Consider the following 16,863-nt stretch of genomic DNA (forward strand, 5'->3'; position numbering starts at 1 on the left):
GACACCTCGAGATCGGAGCAGAACTTTACAGCTCGGCAGCACGGGGGGCGAGCGGTTCGTGAACGGCGACGGACCGGGATGTGGTCAAAGTATGTTCCTCGTCTCGGTGAGGCAGCCACAGCGCGCGTTCGTTTCGGCGACGCCTTACGCGCTCGAACAGATCCGCAACCGCGTCACCCGTAGAGCCACTCGATCTCCGAGTAGTCCGCGTGGGACCTCGAGGTCAGTAGCCGATCGCGCATTGTGGCGGCCATGCCGCCGGCGTGGAGCACCTCCCCGAACCGGCGCGCCATGCCTTGCACCCGTGATGCGCGCGGGACCCGCTCCCGTTGGTATCGGGCCAGTGCGGTGTCGAGGTCGGGCTCCGCGCCCACCGCGGCCGAGAGGCTCACGGCGTCCTCCAGGGTCTGAGCGGCGCCCTGCCCGACGTACTGCACCATCGGGTGGGCCGCGTCGCCGATGAGGGCGATCCGGCCGCGTACCCAGCTGTCGACCGGATCCCGGTCGACGAGCTTCCATCGACGCCCGCGGTCGATCAGGTCGACTCCCGCGCGCACCGCATCGCAGGCGGCGGCGAACCGTTCGTCGAGCTCGTCCTCGGTGCCCCAGTCGTCGTCGGGGGAGTGGCGTTCGCTGCGGAAGGTGACCACCTGGTTGTAGAGCTCCCCGCGGCGGATCGGGTACTGCACGAGATGCATCCCTGGGCCCACCCACAGCAGCACATCATCGCCATCCGCGATCGAGGCCACGTGATCGAAGGGGACGGTGCCGCGGTAGGCGACGCATCCCCCGCTCACGGGTCGCGCATCACCCAGCAGGCACGTCCGCACCACCGAGCGCAGGCCGTCGGCACCGACGACGAGATCACCCCGCAGGTCCTCCCCGGTGGCCGCGACGACCCGCGCGCCCGACCCGTCAGGCTCGACGCCGGTGACGTGCACAGCGCTACGCAGCTCGATCGCGTCGAACTGCTTTGCCCTGTCGATCAACATCCTGAGCAGGTCGCCGCGGTGCATGAGCAGGTACGGCATCCCGAATCGTTCACGGAACGGGGCACCGACATCCAGAGCCGTGATGAACGACCCGGTCACCGCGTCCATCATGACCAAGCGGCGTGGGTAGACCGCGTACCTGTCGATCCCCTCGTAGACACCGAGTGCCTGCAGAGCCCGCAGGGCGTTCGGTGCCAGCTGCACCCCGGCACCGAGCTCGCCGAACTCGGCGGCCTGTTCGAGTACCTGGATCCGGCCGACGGATCCCGACTTCTGCAGGGCGATGGCTGCGGCCAGGCCGCCGATGCCGCCACCGACGATGATCGCCTCGTTCAATGTGAACTCCCTTACTCATAAGTGATACTCAGTGCACTGAATATCCATTTTTCGAACGCGGGATGGCGCTCCGGGTGCAGATCGCCGACGACCACGTCCCTGTTCGGCGCTGCGTGCAAGCGGCCCAACAGTGGTCGCGGATGGCGATGCGATAGTCGCGGGGGCTGATCCCCAGGCGTCGGTTGAAGGCCCGCCGCATCGTCTCCGCGGTACTGAACCCAGCGCTGCGGGCCACCTGCAGCACGGTCAGGTTCGTATGCTCGAGCAGCGATTGTGCGGACTCGACCCGCTGCCGCAGTATCCATTCGATGGGCGTTGTGCCCATCTGGGCCCGGAAGTGGCGTGCCAGAGTACGGGTACTGAGGTGGGCGCGGTCCGCGATGCGCTGCAGATCGAGCGGCTCGTGAAGGTTCTCGGTAAGCCAGTTGAGCAGGGACGCCAGCGAGCCTTCCGTTTGCCGTGGAACTGGCGCGATCCGGGCCTGCTGCTCCGAGGAGTCAACGGACTTGTGGATCAGCAGGTCCTGCCCATGGCCAGCACGTCTCTCACGCTCTACGCCTGGCACCCGCTATCGCCTCCTGTATCTCTTCCGTCCGTATTCAGCTGCGGCATGCCGACGGATGCGTCACTCGACGGCCTGGCTTCACTGAAGCGTCGCCCGTCTCCGCTGTCACCTGAAAAATGACTGATGTTGTTACCTACTGTCTCGTCGAATCTGCCGCAGAGGCTCTCGCCGACGACGTCCACGAGGGACGTTCGGCGCAGCGAAGATCTGATCACTGAAGCCCTCTTGAATTCCGGTACTGGTACCGTGAGGCGCGGGGCGACGGTTCAGTCGAACGTCACACAGGAATGGGGTCCGCTTATGTCCTGCAGCGTGCGGGATGCGTTTATCGAGCAGCTTCGGTTGTTCGGTATGACGTCGGTGTTCGGAAATCCGGGCTCCACCGAGTTGCCGATGTTTCGCGACTTCCCCGACGACTTCCGGTACGTGCTGGGGCTACAGGAGTCGGTGGTGGTCGCCATGGCCGACGGCTACGCCCAGGCCACCGGCAACGCGTCCATCGTGAATCTGCACTCGGCGGCCGGGGTCGGACATGCCATGGGCAATATCTTCACGGCCTACAAGAACCGCACGCCGCTGGTGATCACCGCCGGGCAGCAGGCCCGCTCCATGCTGCTCGGCGAGCCGTTCCTCCACGCCGATCAGGCCACCGAGCTGCCCAAGCCCTACGTGAAATGGAGCAGCGAGCCTGCGCGGGCCCAGGACGTTCCGGCCGCCCTCGCTCGCGCCTACCACCTGGCCATGGCTCCGCCTCGGGGCCCGGTGTTCCTGTCGGTGCCGGTGGATGACTGGGACGCACCCGTCGACGCCACGCAACCCCTCGCGCCGCGCAGCGTCAGCACGGCAGTGCGTGCCGACCCTGCGCTGCTCGACAAGGTGGCAAATGCCCTGGCCGACGCCGACCGCCCGGGCCTGGTGGTGGGCGCCGGCGTCGACCGGGATCGCGCGTTCGCGGAGACGGTCGCTCTGGCGGAGCGCCACCAGGCCCGGGTGTGGGTGGCGCCGATGTCGGCGCGATGCAGCTTCCCGGAGTCCCACCCGCTCTTCGCCGGTTTCCTACCCACCGCCCGCCACGGCATTCGTGGGTGCCTGGACGAGCACGACGTTGTCGTGGTGCTGGGTGCGCCGGTGTTCGCCTACCACGTCGAAGACGCCGGGCCCCACGTATCGGAGGGAACCGCGGTGTTCCAGCTGGTCGATGATCCGGCGTCCGCCGCGGGCACGCCGGTAGGGACGTCCGTCGTCACAAGCCTTCGCCTCGGGGTGCGAGACCTGCTGGGCGGACCGGAGCCCAAGCCCCGGTCCTCCCCGCAAAGGTGGGTGCGGCCACCTCGAGTGGAAGGACAGAACGAGCTCTCCGAGGAACTGCTCATGCAGACCCTCGCGGATCTGCGGCCGGAGACGAGCATTGTGGTGGAAGAGGCGCCCACCACCCGCCGGGCGATGCACGATCACCTGCCCTTCGATCAACCCGAGAGCTTCTACACCTGCGCCAGCGGCGGACTGGGGCACGGCCTGCCGGCGGCGGTCGGAATCGCCCTCGCCCGACCCGAGCAACAGGTGATCGCACTGCTCGGCGACGGATCCAGCATGTACGCGATCCAAGGCCTGTGGTCCGCCGCGCACGAGTCGCTTCCGATCGTCTTCGTGATCGTCAACAACCAGGGATACGCCGCGATCGACGAGTTCGCTCGACACTTCGGTGTCGGCAAGCCGGTCGGAACCACGCTGACCGACATCGACTTCGCCGGCCTCGCCCGGAGCATGGGCTGCGTCGGCACCGTCGTGCGGCGCCCCGACGAACTCACCACCGCGCTGCTCGACGCACTCGCCTCGCCCACCCCCACCCTCGTCGACGTGCACGTGCGCTGACCGAATCCGTGGCGGCGAGATCAGAGGGTGCTGGGTTGTGCGGTCCCGACGCGGCCGCCGAACTCGATGCCCTTGGCCTCCTTGCCGAGCAGCGTGAACACGGCCACCGCGATGAGCACCGGGACGATCGTGATGACCAATGCGTAGGGGTAGCCGTGGGTGGCGGCGAGGCTCTGCTGAATGGGCAGGTTGAACGCCGCAAGGCAGTTGCCGAGTTGGTAGGTGACGCCGGGATAGAACCCGCGGATGGCGTCGGGGGACATCTCGGTCAGGTGTGCCGGGATCACACCCCACGCGCCCTGGACGACGACCTGCATGAGGAACGAGCCCAGTGCCAGCAGCCCTGCGGTGTGGGAGAGGGCGAACAGCGGCACGATCGGTAGTCCGATCACGGCGCAGAAGGCGATCGTGTAGCGGCGCCCGAACCGCTCGGAGAGGCTGCCGAACACGAGCCCGCCGATCGCCGCGCCGATGTTGTAGAGCACGACGATCCAGGTGGCAGTGGCCGCCGGCAGGCCCGCTCCGCCGTCGTGGGTGGCTTGCAGGAACGTCGGATAGACGTCCTGGGTGCCATGGCTCAGCCAGTTGAACGCGGTCATCAGCAGGATCAGGTAGCCGAACCGGCGCACGACGGCCGGGTTGAGCAGTACGTCGCGGATCGAGGAGTTGGTCATCCGCATCCGACGGCGGGTGTCGCTCCAGACCTCGGACTCCCGTACCCGGGCCCGGATCAGGAGGCTGATCAGCGCCGGGATGATGCTCAGCGCGAACAGCCAGCGCCACGACAGCCCGAGCGTGGTGATCACCAGCAGCGAGGCCAGCGACGCCAGCAGGTATCCCAGCGTGTAGCCCTGCTGGAGCAGCCCGGAGAAGAAGCCGCGACGGCGTACCGGGATCTTCTCCATGGCCAGCGCGGCGCCCAGACCCCACTCACCGCCCATGCCGATGCCGTAGAGCAGCCGCAGGACCAGCAGCACGGTGAAGTTCGGCGCGAACGCGGACAGGAACCCGACCACAGAGTAGAAGCAGACGTCGGTCAGCAGCGGGATCCGCCGGCCGCTGCGGTCGGCCCACAGCCCGAAGAGGATCGCCCCGACCGGGCGCATGACCAGGGTGGCGGTCGTGATGAACGCCATCTGCGTCAGCGAGATACCGAAATCCTTGGCGATATCGGCATAAACGAGCACGACGATGAAGTAGTCGAACGCGTCCATCGTCCATCCGAGCAGTGCCGCGATGAAGGAACTGCGCTGGTCGGATGTGAGCGGAATGTGAAGAGAAGCGGTCAATGTCGATTCCCGTCTGTCATCGTCACCACGCTGACACGTCGATGTAGACGCCAATGAGACGATCTATAGATGTAACAGGAATTGTCAGCCGCGCCCACCGCTCGCCCCGTGGGCGCGGCGCGCGGGCTACACCGCCGAGTTCGGAGTCCCTCGAGATACCTCCGACCGCTCGCTCAGCCAGGACGGCCGGGGCGGCCAGGTTCTGCAGGCGGGTGGGTGGCACGGTCGCTACCCGGTGCTCACCTGGTCAGGCGCCGGGCAGGGTCGGAGGGTGGATGTGTGCGGACCTCGGCTCCGGCAGCTCTGCGCATGCTGCCAGATTGAGACCTTGCGTCTGTTGACGTTGCAGACATCGGATCTCTACCGTGGGCGCGCACTCGGCAGAAAGGGCTTCGCGTGAGCCGTATCACCGCTCTGGAGACCGCGGACGTGCGGTTCCCGACCTCTTTGATGTTGGACGGGTCGGACGCGATGAACCCCGACCCGGACTACTCCGCGGCCTACGTGGAGATCCACACCGACGCCACCGACGGCCTCGTCGGCCACGGGTTCGTCTTCACCATCGGTCGTGGCAACGACGTGCAGGTGGCCGCGATCGAGGCACTGGCGAACCATCTCGTCGGCCGGGACGTCGACGCGCTGCTCGCCGACATGGGCGGCACCTGGCGAGAGCTGGTGCACGACTCGCAGCTGCGCTGGCTGGGCCCGGAGAAGGGCGTCATGCACATGGCGATCGGCGCGGTCGTCAACGCCCTGTGGGACCTGCTCGCGAAGCGCGAGGGCAAGCCGTTGTGGCAAGTGCTCGCGGCGATGACCCCGGAGCAGCTGGTCGATCTGATCGATTTCCGCTACCTCACCGATGCGCTCACCCCGGATGAGGCGCTGCAGATCCTGCGCGCCGCGGAGCCGGGCCGCGCCGAGCGCGAGGCGCAGCTGCTCCGCGACGGCTACCCCGCCTACACCACGACGCCGGGCTGGCTCGGCTACGACGACGAGAAGCTCGCCCGGCTGTGCCATGAGGCCGTCGAGGAGGGGTTCTCGCAGATCAAGTTGAAGGTGGGCGGCGACCTCGCCGACGACGTGCGGCGCCTCGGCATCGCCCGCGCCGCCGTGGGACCGGACATCCGGATCGCGGTGGACGCCAACCAGCGCTGGGACGTCGACGCCGCTGTCGCCTGGATCAAGGAGCTGGCCAGCTTCGACCTCGCCTGGGTCGAGGAGCCCACGAGCCCCGACGACGTGCTGGGACACGCGGCGATCGCCAGCGGTATCGCACCGATTCCGGTCGCCACCGGTGAGCACATGGCGAACCGCGTGATGTTCAAGCAGTTCCTCCAGATCGACGCGCTACAGGTGCTGCAGCTGGACGCCACCCGCGTGGCGGGCGTCAACGAGAACGTGGCGATCCTGCTGCTCGCAGCCAAGTTCGGGGTACCGGTGTGCCCGCACGCCGGCGGGGTGGGCCTCTGCGAGGCGGTGCAGCACCTCGCGATGTTCGACTTCGTCGCCGTGTCCGGGAGCCTCGACGACCGGATGATCGAGTTCGTGGATCACCTGCACGAGCACTTCGTCACCCCGGTCGACGTGCGGGACGGCCGATACCACGCGCCGACGGCCCCAGGGGCGGGCACCGAGATGCGGAGTGGCTCGCTCGCAGCGCACTCCGTCGAGACCCGTGGCTGACGTGGGCGCCGGCGTCGAGTCGACGACGGCTGAAACATCCGATGAGTTCGACCGGCCGATCACGGTGGTCGACGCGCACCTGCACCTGTGGGACCTGCAGCGCAGCTCCTACGAGTGGATCACGCCCGAGCTCGGCCCGTTGCACACGACCGTCACCGCGGAGCAGGCGCACGCCGAGCTACGCGGAGCCGGTGTCGACCGGGCCGTCCTCGTGCAGGCGGAGGACTCGGAAGCCGACACCGAGTTCATGCTGGAGGTCGCCGCCGCGCACCGTTGGGTGGCGGGTGTGGTCGGCTGGCTGAAGCTCGACGATCCGGCCGCAGCCGAAGGGCAGCTCGACCGCTGGTCGGCCGACCCCGCGTTCGTCGGCGTCCGCCATCTCGTTCACGACGACCCGCGCGACGACTTCCTCGCACTCCCCACCGTGCGCGCCTCGCTGAGCCTGCTCGCGGCCCGCGGTCTGCCGTTCGATGTGCCCGACGCCTGGCCCCGCCACCTCGCCGCCACCGCCGAACTGGCCGCGGCGCTCCCCGAGCTGACGGTCGTGCTCGACCACCTGGGCAAGCCGCCACACGGGCGGCCCGAGTTCGCCGAGTGGCGTTCGGTGCTCGCGGAGGTCGCCGCCCGCCCGAACACCGTCGCGAAGGTCTCCGGGCTACAGGTCCCCGGCCTGCCGTTCACGGCCGACGTGCTGCGCCCGGCCTGGGACGCGGCGCTCGACCTGTTCGGCCCGGACCGGCTGATCTGGGGGAGCGACTGGCCGATGACGCTCCTGACCACGGGGTACGCGGGAACCTGGGAGGTCATGTCCGCCCTGGTCGGGGAGCTGGCCGCGGACGAGCAGCAGGCGGTCCTCGCGGGGACGGCGTGCCGCGTCTACCGTCTCGGGTCCGTGTTGACCAAGCAGCCGACCACACCGGAGGCACCGTGCTGACCGGCATCCATCCGCTCCTGACGGGGCCGCTGCTCGCCCACCTCGACGCCATGGGCCACTCCGACGCCGTCGTGCTGGCCGACGCACACTTCCCGGCGGAGCGACTCGCCAGCAGGTTGCTGCTGTTCCCGGGGATCGCGACACCGGATCTGCTGACGGCCGTGCGCACGGTCGTCCCGCTCGATGACGCTCCCGCCGTCGACCTGATGGCGACGCCCGACGGCTCGCGGCTCCCCGTACAGGACGAGCTGGCCGCGGCCGCGGGCACGGGCGAGATCCGCTTCCTCGACCGGCAGGAGTTCTACGACGTCGCCGCGACGGCGTTCCTGGTGGTGCGCACCGGTGAGACGCGCGTCTACGGGAACGTGATCCTGCGCAAGGGGGTGGTGCGGTCGTGAGCGAGCCGTTGCTGCTCGAGGCGCGCGGAGTCGGCAAGAGCTTCCCGGGCGTTCGGGCGCTGCAGGACATGCACATCGAGCTGCGTCGCGGCGAGGTGCTCGCGCTCGTCGGGGAGAACGGCGCCGGCAAGTCGACGCTGATGAAGCTGCTGTCGGGCATCTACACCCCGGACGAAGGCGAGTTCTTCCTCGACGGCCGGCCGCTTCAGGTGTCGGGGCCGAAGCACGCTCTCGAGCAGGGCATCAGCATCATCCACCAGGAATTCAACCTGATGCCCGACCTGACGGTCGCGCAGAACATCTTCATCGGCCGCGAGCCCCGCAGCGCCGGGTTCTTCCTCGGTGAGCGCACGCTGAACGCGCGGGCCAAGGAGCTCATCGACCGGCTGCACCTTCCGCTCGACCCGCGCCAGGTCGTCGGGAGCCTCACCGTGGCCAGGCAGCAGATGGTGGAGATCGCCAAGGCGCTGTCGTACGAGGCCAAGGTCCTGATCATGGACGAGCCCACGGCTGCGCTGAACGACGCCGAGGTGCAGGTCCTGCACGACCTGATCCGGCGGTTCCGCAAGCCCGACACCGGCGTCATCTACATCTCGCACCGGATGGACGAGCTCAAGGCCATCTCCGATCGCATCACCGTCATCCGCGACGGCCGCTACGTCGACACCCTCGACACCGCGACCACGTCGATGCCCGAGGTGATCGCGCGAATGGTCGGCCGCGAGATCACGAGTGATGCCGAGCCGGAGGGTGTGCGTCCCGACCGCGAGACGGTCCTTTCAGTACGAGGGCTTTCGACGAAAGCGCTGCTGAAGGACGTGTCGTTCGAGCTGCAGGAAGGCGAGATCCTCGGTTTCGCCGGCCTCATGGGCGCCGGACGCACCGAAGTGGCCCGCGCACTCGTCGGGGCCGATCCCGTCGAGTCCGGCACGATCACGCTCCGCGGGGAGCTCATCCGCATCACGAATCCGGCGGAGGCGGCCAAGCACCGCATCGGCTACCTGTCCGAGGACCGCAAGCACCTCGGGCTCCTGCTGGACCAGGACGTCAACGCCAATGTCGTGCTGAGCTCGATCCGCGACCTGTTCCAGTCCTTCGGGTTCGTGCGCTCCAAGGCGATGCGAGCGAAGACCAACGAGCTCGTGACAAGCCTGCGGATCAAGACGCCGTCGATCGACCAGACCGTGAAGAACCTCTCCGGTGGCAACCAGCAGAAGGTCGTCATCGCCAAGTGGCTCGTCAAGGACTGCGACGTCCTGATCTTCGACGAGCCCACGCGCGGCATCGACGTGGGCGCCAAGGAGGAGATCTACCGCCTCCTCAACGAGCTTGCGGCCCAGGGCAAGTCGATCATCATGATCTCGTCCGAGCTCCCGGAGGTGCTGCGCATGTCGCACCGCATCGTCGTGATGAGCGAGGGACGGATCACCGGACGGCTCAGCGCCGAGGAAGCCACACAGGAGAGCGTCATGCACTTCGCGACGCTGCGACCCGACTCGTCGGACGGCGCAGCAGAGGACTCCGCGACGAAGGCAGGAGCGAGATGACATCCCCGTCCGTCACCGAGCAGGAGCGGCCCGAGGCCGCGCCCGCCGCCGTGCGGCGCACCCTGCGCGAGCGGCTGCAGCAGTTCCTGGCCTTCGCGAGCCTCATCGTCATCTTCGCGTTCTTCTCGATCGTCAGCCCGAACTTCTTCAACTACGGCAACGTCACGAACATCCTGTTCTCGACGGTCGTGATCGGTCTGCTGGCGCTCGGCACCACGTTCGTCATCATCACCGGGGGCATCGACCTCTCGATCGGCACCGGGATGGCCCTGTGCGCGGTGATCTCGGGCGTGCTGATCGTCGACGCAGGGCTGCCATTACCGCTCGGCGTGCTCGGCGCCATCCTGTTCGGGGGCCTGATCGGGCTGATCAACGGCCTCAACGTGTCGGTTCTCGGGCTGCCCCCGTTCATCGCGACGCTCGCGATGATGCTCGTGGCGCAGGGTCTCGCCCTCGTGCTGTCGGACAGCACGCCGATCTACTTCGACCAGACGCCCGGCTACATCGACCTCTCGACCGGCAGCCTCATCCCCGGCGCGAACTTCCCGAACGCCGTGCTCATCCTCGCCGTGGTCGCTGTGCTTGCCGGAGTGTTGCTCAACAAGACGGTGCTCGGCCGCTACACCTACTCGATCGGCAGCAACGAGGAGGCCACGGCGCTGTCGGGCATCGACGTGCGCCGATGGAAGATCATCATCTACACCCTCGCCGGGCTCTTCACCGGCCTCGCGGGCGTGATGATCTCGGCGCGGCTCGGCTCGGCTCAGCCCGCCACCGGGATGGGCTACGAGCTGCAGGCGATCGCGGCCGTGGTCATCGGCGGCACGTCGCTCGCCGGAGGCAAGGGCTCCATCGTCGGCACGGTCATCGGCGCGCTGATCATCTCCGTGCTGAACAACGGACTGCAGATCATGTCCATCCCGCAGGAATGGCAGAACGTGATCCTCGGCTGCGTGATCCTCCTCGCCGTCTACGCCGACATGGCGCGCAAGCGGGCGTCACCCTGACCCACCGGAACCACCGTAGTTCGACCAAGGGAGTTCGATCGACATGCCCATGAAGCGGATCGCGGCGGTCCTCGCGGCCGCTGCCGTGACCCTCACGGCCGCTGCGTGCGGCGGTGGCTCATCCACCGACGCAGCCGGCGGCGGTGGAGGTGGAGAGCAGCCCTACATCGCCATCGTGTCCAAGGGCTTCCAGCACCAGTTCTGGCAGGCCGTGAAGCAGGGCGCAGAGCAGGAGGCCGCCAAGCAGAACGTGCGGATCACCTTCGAAGGGCCGGCCACCGAGGCGGACATCGAGGCGCAGGTCACGATGCTCACCAACGCGCTGGGTCGCCAGCCCGACGTCCTCGGGTTCGCGGCGCTGGACTCCCGGGCCGCAGCGCCGCTGCTGCAGCAGGCCAAGAGCCAGAACATCCCCGTGGTGGCGTTCGACTCCGGCGTCGACAGCGACATCCCCGTCACCACCGCGGCCACCGACAACAAGGCCGCAGCCGCCGAGGCGGCCAAGCACATGGCCGAGGCTCTCGGGGGCACCGGCAAGGTCGCCATGGTCGTTCACGACCAGACGAGCCGCTCCGGGATCGACCGGCGCGACGGCTTCGTGGAGTGGATGAAGGCCAACGCGCCCGGCATCGAGGTGCTCCAGCCGCAGTACGGCGGTGGCGACCAGGCGAAGTCGGCCGACATCACCAAGGCCATCCTCGCCGCGAACCCCGACGTCAAGGGCATCTACGGCTCCAACGAGGGGTCGGCGATCGGCGTCGTGCGCGGCGTGCAGGAGAGTGGCCGCACCGGGCTCACCGTGATCGGCTTCGACTCGGGTCAGGCCCAGATCGACGCGATCCGCGGCGGCACCATGCTCGGCGCGATCACTCAGAACCCGGTCGGCATGGGCGAGCAGCTCGTGGACGCCTCGGTGAAGGCGATGCGCGGCGAGTCCCTGCCGAAGGTGATCGACACCGGCTTCTTCTGGTACGACAAGAGCAACATCGACAGCGCGGACATCAAGGCCGTTCTGTACCAGTAAGAATCAGCGATCGGGCGGTGGACGGCCTGGTGGTAGGTCACCGGGTCGTCCACCGAGGTCATGCCGACCGAGAGTCAGCACCGCGCGGAGTCATCGATCTGAACCGGGTAACCGGCGCGCAGCACCGCAACGGTCGACGGTGGCGTAACAACGTCGGCGAATCCGTGTGCCGGCCGCGGGCGATGCGCGCCGTAGCCGTCGGACGACCACTCGATCAGTTCCTCGCCGATGACCACGACGGGCGAACCGCCGAGCAGAGCAAACGTCCCGTCAGGAAGATCCCCCCACGGCATCTCGTGGGTACGTCGACGATGGGTGCCGCGCACGATCCGCTCACCATGCAGCTGTCGGTTGATCTCCGTCGCCGATGGCATATCGACACCGAGGCCGATGGCCCACGCGCTGCGATAGCAGTTGTAGCTGACCCGGCGGCATTCTGCGCACGGCCGATGACCTGCTGCGAAGGAAACTGCCTCGTCATGGAAGTACAAATGCGTGTAACGATGAGGCTGCCATTGCTCGCGCCAGCGTCCACGGAACCGGAGGGCGCAGGTGATCCACAGATCGGTCGCGTGGAATCGAACGATCTCCTTGTCGGAGTGCAGGATGCCGCGGTTTCCGGTCCAGGCGCCCCGAAGGGGGATCGCTACAACATTGCCCAGTGGAGTGACGCGATTGCGTGCGGGTGTCATGGCCCGTCCGCTGCTCGGCGACTGTCGTCTACTCCGAGCACCTGTGCGGCAAGGTCGTGCCACGACCATTCAGTCCGGTAGCTGGAGTCGTCGTCGGGTAGGACCACTAGTCCAGTATGCGCCGACACGAAGAGCTGCCTGATCACGAAGCTGTCAGGCGGGCGTCCCGCGTGGCTTCGTGCGTTCCGCGGCGACGATCTCGCGCACGGCCGGAACGACCTCTGCTGCGAAGCGTCGGATGATGTCCGCCGACTCGACCTGGTAGAGGATGAAGGTGCTGATGCCCTTGCCGAGCGCGAGTTCGGCCAGCTGTTCCACCCATACCTTCGGTGGCCCCTGGAGGAAGTCGGTGCCGTCGTTCGTGAAGGTGCCGCCGATGTTGTAGGCGCGCCGGATCGCTCCGGGAGCGCGGCCGGCGTCGCGGGCGGCGTTGTCGATGATCTGGTTCGCCGCCACGAGCTGATCCGGCGGGAAGTACGGCGAGCTCGGCACCCAGGAGTCCGCGACACGTCCGGTCAGGCGCAACATCCGCGGTTGGTAGGCGCCCAGCCAGATGGGCACGTCGTGCACCGGGAAAGGGCCGCGCGGAGCGCCGTCGAGGCGGTAGTACGTGCCGTCGAACCGCAGGGGCTCGCCCGGGGTCCAGAGGTCGCGGATGCAGTTCCGCGCGCCATTCCTGCTCGACCCGTCGGACGGCGTTGGCGAACAGTTCACCGCGCGTCCGGACGTAGTGGGTCACCCTGGTGGTGGAGCCGCCCAACCGGGCGGCGACCGTGCGGATCGTCACGGCCCGCGGGCCGCCCTGCTTGGCCTGCTCGACTGTCGCCTCCGCGATCGCGTCCAATCGGGCTCGAGCGTCGACGTCCACCGGCATCTGCACACCCTAGGAGGTCGGTCGTGGCGATCACGACGTCGCCGCAGTGCACGAGCGGGCAAGCCCCTGCGGTGTCCTGGTTACCACCCAGCGCGGGGTTCCTGTCAGCCGGTAGAGCAGATGCCAGCAGGCCATGGCGACATACCTGCCGATCAAGCGAACTCTCAGCGGCGGGGACACCGCCACGCTGGTTGCCGAGGTGACCAAGAACTAGCATCTCGCTTCAGGCGCGGAATATGTAAGAGCTCGATTGATCGCGCGTTTCGGTGCAATTGTCCGCTCCTCCGCATTTATTTCGCCGAAAGACCTCATCGGAGGGCAAGGGGCAAGGTGGGCATCTCCACCTGGGCCACGCAGATCGAGCTGATAGAGGCAGCCGTTCACTGCGGGAAGGGCGCCAACGCTGCCGACGCCCTCGAGCGGCTCACGGAGGCGACCGGCGCCAACGGCACCGGGTGGGGGTTGGGCATCACGGCCCGCTCGCGGGCGCTGCTGACCGAAGGTGCCGCGGTCGAGGACGCTCATGGGCATGGAGGCCTTCGCCCAGCGTGCGGCGCGCGAGCTGCGCGCCAGCGGCGCCACCGCACGTAAACGTGCCAACGGAACACCGAGTCTGCTCACCGTCCAGGAAATGCAGATCGCGCGTCTCGTCCGCGAGGGGCTCTCCAACCCGGAGATCGCGGCCCGGCTCTTCATCAGCCCACACACCGTCGAGTGGCACCTACGAAAGATCTTCAAAAGCTCCGCATCACGTCCCGCAAGCAGCTGGACCTCGAGGACACTTCCACCCGTCACCCGCGGTCGAGGGGCCACGGAGGCTAGAGGTCCGGCGGATTCATCCCGAGTGGGCCGGTTCGAGTACTGCAGACGCAGCATGCTGGGGCTGGGACATCGGACCGGCCTCGCAGATTCCCTGGGAAGTGCCCTTGCTCCCCAAGGGTCCGAACAGTATGCGACTGTCGCAGAGTTGGCCTGTCCATGACGTCGAAACGGTTGATGCAGCAACGTATTGTCTACGAGGTGGTCAAGGCAAGCTCAGGAGAGGGGATCTGGTAATGCGGATGATCCGTTTCCGGCAGCACGGTGAGCCCAAAGACGTTCTTGCGGTCGAAGATCGACCAGTTCCGGAGCCCGGAGCGGGGGAAGTGCGGGTTCGCATACTGGCCAGCCCGGTGAACCCATCTGATCTGCTTTACGTTCGGGGCCAATATTCGGGAGTCGAAGCTCGGTTCCCGGCGCCTGCCGGGTTCGAAGGAGTGGGCGTCATCGACGCCGTCGGCCCACATGTTCAGGGCCTGGCCCCTGGGCAGCGGGTATCGGTCATCAACGGGAAAGGTGGAAACTGGGCAGAGTATTCCGTGGTGCCGAGCCGGGACCTGATCCCGGTCCCCGACGAACTCCCGGACGAACAAGTCGCCTCGCTGGTGATCAACCCCGCTGCAGCCATCCTCATGGTTCGCCATGTGCTGGCAGTTCCACGTGGAGAATGGCTACTCCAATCCGCGGCGGGGTCCGAGCTCGGGCGCATGGTCATCAGGTTGGCGAAGCGTGATGGGATCAGAACCGTCAACGTGGTTCGACGTCGCGAATCGGTCGCCGCCCTGCAACGCCTCGGAGCCGACCGCGTCATCGTCTCCACCGACGGGCCGATCGACGAGCAAGTTCGCAGCATCGTCGGTCCCGAGGGGGTCAAGTACGCCATTGATCCGGTCGTCGGAGAAACCGGGACCCAGATGTTCAAGGCGCTGCACGAGGACGGCAGGATGCTCGTGTACGGCTCGCTGACCGGGGAGCCGATCCGAATGGGTGATGATCCGAGATACGTTCTCTCGGGCCGGCGGATCCTGGAAGTCTTCTGGCTCGGCTACTGGTTGCCCCGACTCGGGGATGCCGCACGACGGCAATTGGCCGAGGACCTCGTTTCGCTCATCGGCGACGGAGTCCTCGAGACCAGTCCCGGCCGCGCATACTCGCTCGACGAGATCATCCCCGCCGTCATCGAGTCGGAATCGACAGGTCGGCAAGGAAAAGTTGCTCTTGTTCCCGGAAGGCAGTAGTTCCGCCTATGCCCCTCCGGTGCTCGGCAGACGCAGCCTGAGGGGTGCTGCGCTCGTCAACGCCGGTGCCGGCTACACCCTGGTGATGCATCATCGATGGCCCCGGAGCCGACCGTGCCCCTCCGCCATCGGACAGGAGGGCTGCCTGTCGTGATCTCTGCCCCCATCCGCGCCCAGCCGACCCGGCGGGGGGTCGTCGTCCCGGCGCCGAGGAGGTCACGTCCCGCCGAGTGGTGTAGCTCGGTCCGGGTGAGGCTCTGCAGCTCAGATCATGCCGTCATCAGCTCTGGGGTGGCCAGTTTCTGCTTGGGTGGCGGGCTGGCGAGCAGGGTCATGGTGGCTTCGCCGAGGTAGCGGCGGTCGGTGGCTTGCCATTCGTCGTGGGCCTCGACCAGGACGGCGCCGGCGAGGCGCAGCAGGGCTTCGGGGTTGGGGAACACGCCGACGACGTCGGTGCGGCGTTTGACTTCCTTGTTGAGTCGCTCGAGGGGGTTGGTGGACCAGATCTTCTTCCAGTGCGCGGTGGGGAAGCTGGTGAACGCGAGCAGGTCCTCCGCAGCGTCGCGCAGCATCGTTTCGACCTTCACTGATTGGCGCCCGAGCATGCCGGCGATCACCCCGAGCTGCTCGTGGACGTGCGCGGCGTCGGGTTGAGCGAAGATGGTGCGGATCGCCGCGGCGACCATCTCCGCGGAGCCTTTGGGGACCTGGGCCAAGACGTTGCGCAGGAAATGCACCCGGCAGCGTTGCCAGGCCGCGCCGAGCAGGACCGCAGAGATGGCTTGCTTGAGTCCGGTGTGGGCGTCGGAGATGACCAGTTGCACCCCGCCCAGGCCGCGGGCTTTGAGGGTGCGCAGGAACGCGGTCCAGAACGCGCCGTCCTCGGAGTCGCCGACGGCGAACCCGAGGACTTCGCGCCAGCCATCGGCACGGACACCGGTGGCGATCACCACGGCCTGGGACACCACGCGGTGGTTGACCCTGGCCTTGCAGTAGGTCGCATCGAGGAAGACGTAGGGGAACTGCTGCTGGGCCAGGGACCGGTCGCGGAACGCGCCGACCTCGGTGTCGAGATCCGCGCAGATCCTCGACACCTCCGACTTGGAGATCCCGGTGTCGGCGCCGAGGGCTTTGACCAGGTCGTCGACCTTGCGGGTGGACACCCCGTGCAGGTAGGCCTCCATCACCACCGCGAACAGGGCTTGGTCCACCCGCCGGCGCCGCTCCAACAGGCTGGGGAAGAACGATCCGGTGCGCAGCTTCGGGATCCGCAGCTCCAGATCCCCCGCCGTCGTGGACAGGGTGCGGGTGCGGTGGCCGTTGCGGTGCGCGGTGCGGGTGTCGCTGCGCTCGTGCACCGCAGCACCGATCGTCTCGGTCAACTCGGCCTCGATCAACGCCTGATAGACCGTCTCGGCCGCGGCGCGGACACGATCACCGACATCGGCGGCCTTGAGCGCATCCAGGACTTCGAGCAGGGCAGACTGATCCAGGGCCATCGCGTTGTGCCTCTCTACGGGTTCCTTGGCGGGTTCCTGCAGAGACTCACGCGGTGGCCCCTCCTACGTGCCCAGGCACGCCGAACAGGACCCC

16 protein-coding genes are annotated in these 16,863 nt (G+C 67.6%); 10 read left to right on the forward strand and 6 right to left on the reverse strand.

Going from position 1 to position 16,863, the window contains the following annotated elements; all coding sequences use genetic code 11:
- Positions 1–173: 173 nt before the first annotated feature.
- Positions 174–1,328 carry an FAD-dependent monooxygenase gene (locus ABD743_RS10800; protein ID WP_344721292.1) on the reverse strand — a complete coding sequence of 385 codons (1,155 nt, stop codon included), beginning with the start codon at positions 1,326–1,328 and terminating at the stop codon, positions 174–176.
- 28 nt (positions 1,329–1,356) lie between these two features.
- Positions 1,357–1,893, reverse strand: a complete 537-nt coding sequence (locus tag ABD743_RS10805; RefSeq protein WP_344721294.1) for a helix-turn-helix domain-containing protein — start codon at positions 1,891–1,893, stop codon at positions 1,357–1,359.
- Between the two features lie 300 nt (positions 1,894–2,193).
- On the opposite strand from ABD743_RS10805, the gene mdlC reads away from it, so the two are divergent.
- Positions 2,194–3,765, forward strand: coding sequence for a benzoylformate decarboxylase (gene mdlC, locus ABD743_RS10810; RefSeq protein ID WP_344721296.1), 1,572 nt, complete (start codon positions 2,194–2,196; stop codon positions 3,763–3,765).
- Between the two features lie 20 nt (positions 3,766–3,785).
- On the opposite strand, the gene ABD743_RS10815 is transcribed toward mdlC, so the two are convergent.
- Entirely contained in the window at positions 3,786–4,979 is a 1,194-nt protein-coding gene (locus ABD743_RS10815; protein ID WP_344721447.1) for an MFS transporter, read from the reverse strand.
- Between the two features lie 471 nt (positions 4,980–5,450).
- Between ABD743_RS10815 and ABD743_RS10820 the strand changes: the two genes are divergently transcribed.
- The 6 genes from ABD743_RS10820 to ABD743_RS10845 are packed head-to-tail and all read left to right on the forward strand — an operon-like array spanning position 5,451 to position 11,647.
- Positions 5,451–6,737, forward strand: a complete 1,287-nt coding sequence (locus ABD743_RS10820; protein ID WP_344721298.1) for an L-fuconate dehydratase — start codon at positions 5,451–5,453, stop codon at positions 6,735–6,737.
- Positions 6,730–7,671 carry an amidohydrolase family protein gene (locus ABD743_RS10825; protein WP_344721300.1) on the forward strand — a complete coding sequence of 314 codons (942 nt, stop codon included), beginning with the start codon at positions 6,730–6,732 and terminating at the stop codon, positions 7,669–7,671. Before ABD743_RS10820 ends, ABD743_RS10825 begins: the two co-directional genes overlap by 8 nt.
- Positions 7,665–8,069, forward strand: a complete 405-nt coding sequence (locus ABD743_RS10830) for an RbsD/FucU family protein (protein ID WP_344721302.1) — start codon at positions 7,665–7,667, stop codon at positions 8,067–8,069. The genes ABD743_RS10825 and ABD743_RS10830 overlap by 7 nt, the downstream gene beginning before the upstream one ends.
- Positions 8,066–9,616: a sugar ABC transporter ATP-binding protein gene (locus ABD743_RS10835; protein ID WP_344721304.1), complete on the forward strand. Its 1,551-nt coding sequence runs from the start codon at positions 8,066–8,068 to the stop codon at positions 9,614–9,616. The genes ABD743_RS10830 and ABD743_RS10835 overlap by 4 nt, the downstream gene beginning before the upstream one ends.
- Complete coding sequence (locus tag ABD743_RS10840) at positions 9,613–10,623, forward strand: ABC transporter permease (protein WP_344721306.1); 1,011 nt, start codon at positions 9,613–9,615, stop codon at positions 10,621–10,623. Before ABD743_RS10835 ends, ABD743_RS10840 begins: the two co-directional genes overlap by 4 nt.
- A gap of 43 nt (positions 10,624–10,666) precedes the next feature.
- On the forward strand, positions 10,667–11,647 hold the full coding sequence (locus ABD743_RS10845) for an ABC transporter substrate-binding protein (protein ID WP_344721308.1): 981 nt from the start codon (positions 10,667–10,669) through the stop codon (positions 11,645–11,647).
- A 74-nt stretch (positions 11,648–11,721) separates the two neighbouring features.
- Here ABD743_RS10845 and ABD743_RS10850 read toward each other — a convergent pair whose 3' ends face one another.
- Both ABD743_RS10850 and ABD743_RS10855 read right to left on the reverse strand, forming a co-directional pair.
- Positions 11,722–12,339 (reverse strand): hypothetical protein, encoded by a 618-nt coding sequence (locus ABD743_RS10850; protein WP_344721309.1) that lies wholly within the window; start codon positions 12,337–12,339, stop codon positions 11,722–11,724.
- Positions 12,340–12,492: 153 nt separating this feature from the next.
- The gene (locus ABD743_RS10855) at positions 12,493–13,053 is read right to left on the reverse strand and encodes an LLM class flavin-dependent oxidoreductase (protein WP_344721311.1); all 561 of its coding nucleotides are present in this window, start codon (positions 13,051–13,053) and stop codon (positions 12,493–12,495) included.
- A 490-nt stretch (positions 13,054–13,543) separates the two neighbouring features.
- On the opposite strand from ABD743_RS10855, the gene ABD743_RS10860 reads away from it, so the two are divergent.
- The 3 genes from ABD743_RS10860 to ABD743_RS10870 all read left to right on the forward strand — a co-directional run bounded on the left by ABD743_RS10860 (position 13,544) and on the right by ABD743_RS10870 (position 15,270).
- On the forward strand, positions 13,544–13,804 hold the full coding sequence (locus ABD743_RS10860; protein WP_344721457.1) for a hypothetical protein: 261 nt from the start codon (positions 13,544–13,546) through the stop codon (positions 13,802–13,804).
- Between the two features lie 40 nt (positions 13,805–13,844).
- On the forward strand, positions 13,845–14,195 hold the full coding sequence (locus ABD743_RS10865; RefSeq protein WP_344721449.1) for a helix-turn-helix domain-containing protein: 351 nt from the start codon (positions 13,845–13,847) through the stop codon (positions 14,193–14,195).
- A 79-nt stretch (positions 14,196–14,274) separates the two neighbouring features.
- Complete coding sequence (locus tag ABD743_RS10870) at positions 14,275–15,270, forward strand: zinc-dependent alcohol dehydrogenase family protein (RefSeq protein WP_344721451.1); 996 nt, start codon at positions 14,275–14,277, stop codon at positions 15,268–15,270.
- Positions 15,271–15,539: 269 nt separating this feature from the next.
- On the opposite strand, the gene ABD743_RS10875 is transcribed toward ABD743_RS10870, so the two are convergent.
- The gene (locus ABD743_RS10875) at positions 15,540–16,769 is read right to left on the reverse strand and encodes an IS256 family transposase (protein ID WP_344721313.1); all 1,230 of its coding nucleotides are present in this window, start codon (positions 16,767–16,769) and stop codon (positions 15,540–15,542) included.
- Positions 16,770–16,863: the final 94 nt, after the last annotated feature.

Source organism: Pseudonocardia yunnanensis, assembly GCF_039534065.1.
GTDB classification, from domain to species: domain Bacteria; phylum Actinomycetota; class Actinomycetes; order Mycobacteriales; family Pseudonocardiaceae; genus Pseudonocardia; species Pseudonocardia yunnanensis.

What these genes read in the sequence shown, in the direction of transcription:
- mdlC (WP_344721296.1), top strand. Translation starts at nt 2,194, where the DNA reads ATGTCCTGCAGCGTGCGGGATGCGTTTATCGAGCAGCTTCGGTTGTTC.
- ABD743_RS10815 (WP_344721447.1), bottom strand. Translation starts at nt 4,979, where the DNA reads ATGGACGCGTTCGACTACTTCATCGTCGTGCTCGTTTATGCCGATATC.
- ABD743_RS10840 (WP_344721306.1), top strand. Translation starts at nt 9,613, where the DNA reads ATGACATCCCCGTCCGTCACCGAGCAGGAGCGGCCCGAGGCCGCGCCC.
- ABD743_RS10845 (WP_344721308.1), top strand. Translation starts at nt 10,667, where the DNA reads ATGCCCATGAAGCGGATCGCGGCGGTCCTCGCGGCCGCTGCCGTGACC.
- ABD743_RS10850 (WP_344721309.1), bottom strand. Translation starts at nt 12,339, where the DNA reads ATGACACCCGCACGCAATCGCGTCACTCCACTGGGCAATGTTGTAGCG.
- ABD743_RS10865 (WP_344721449.1), top strand. Translation starts at nt 13,845, where the DNA reads ATGCAGATCGCGCGTCTCGTCCGCGAGGGGCTCTCCAACCCGGAGATC.
- ABD743_RS10870 (WP_344721451.1), top strand. Translation starts at nt 14,275, where the DNA reads ATGATCCGTTTCCGGCAGCACGGTGAGCCCAAAGACGTTCTTGCGGTC.
- ABD743_RS10875 (WP_344721313.1), bottom strand. Translation starts at nt 16,769, where the DNA reads ATGGCCCTGGATCAGTCTGCCCTGCTCGAAGTCCTGGATGCGCTCAAG.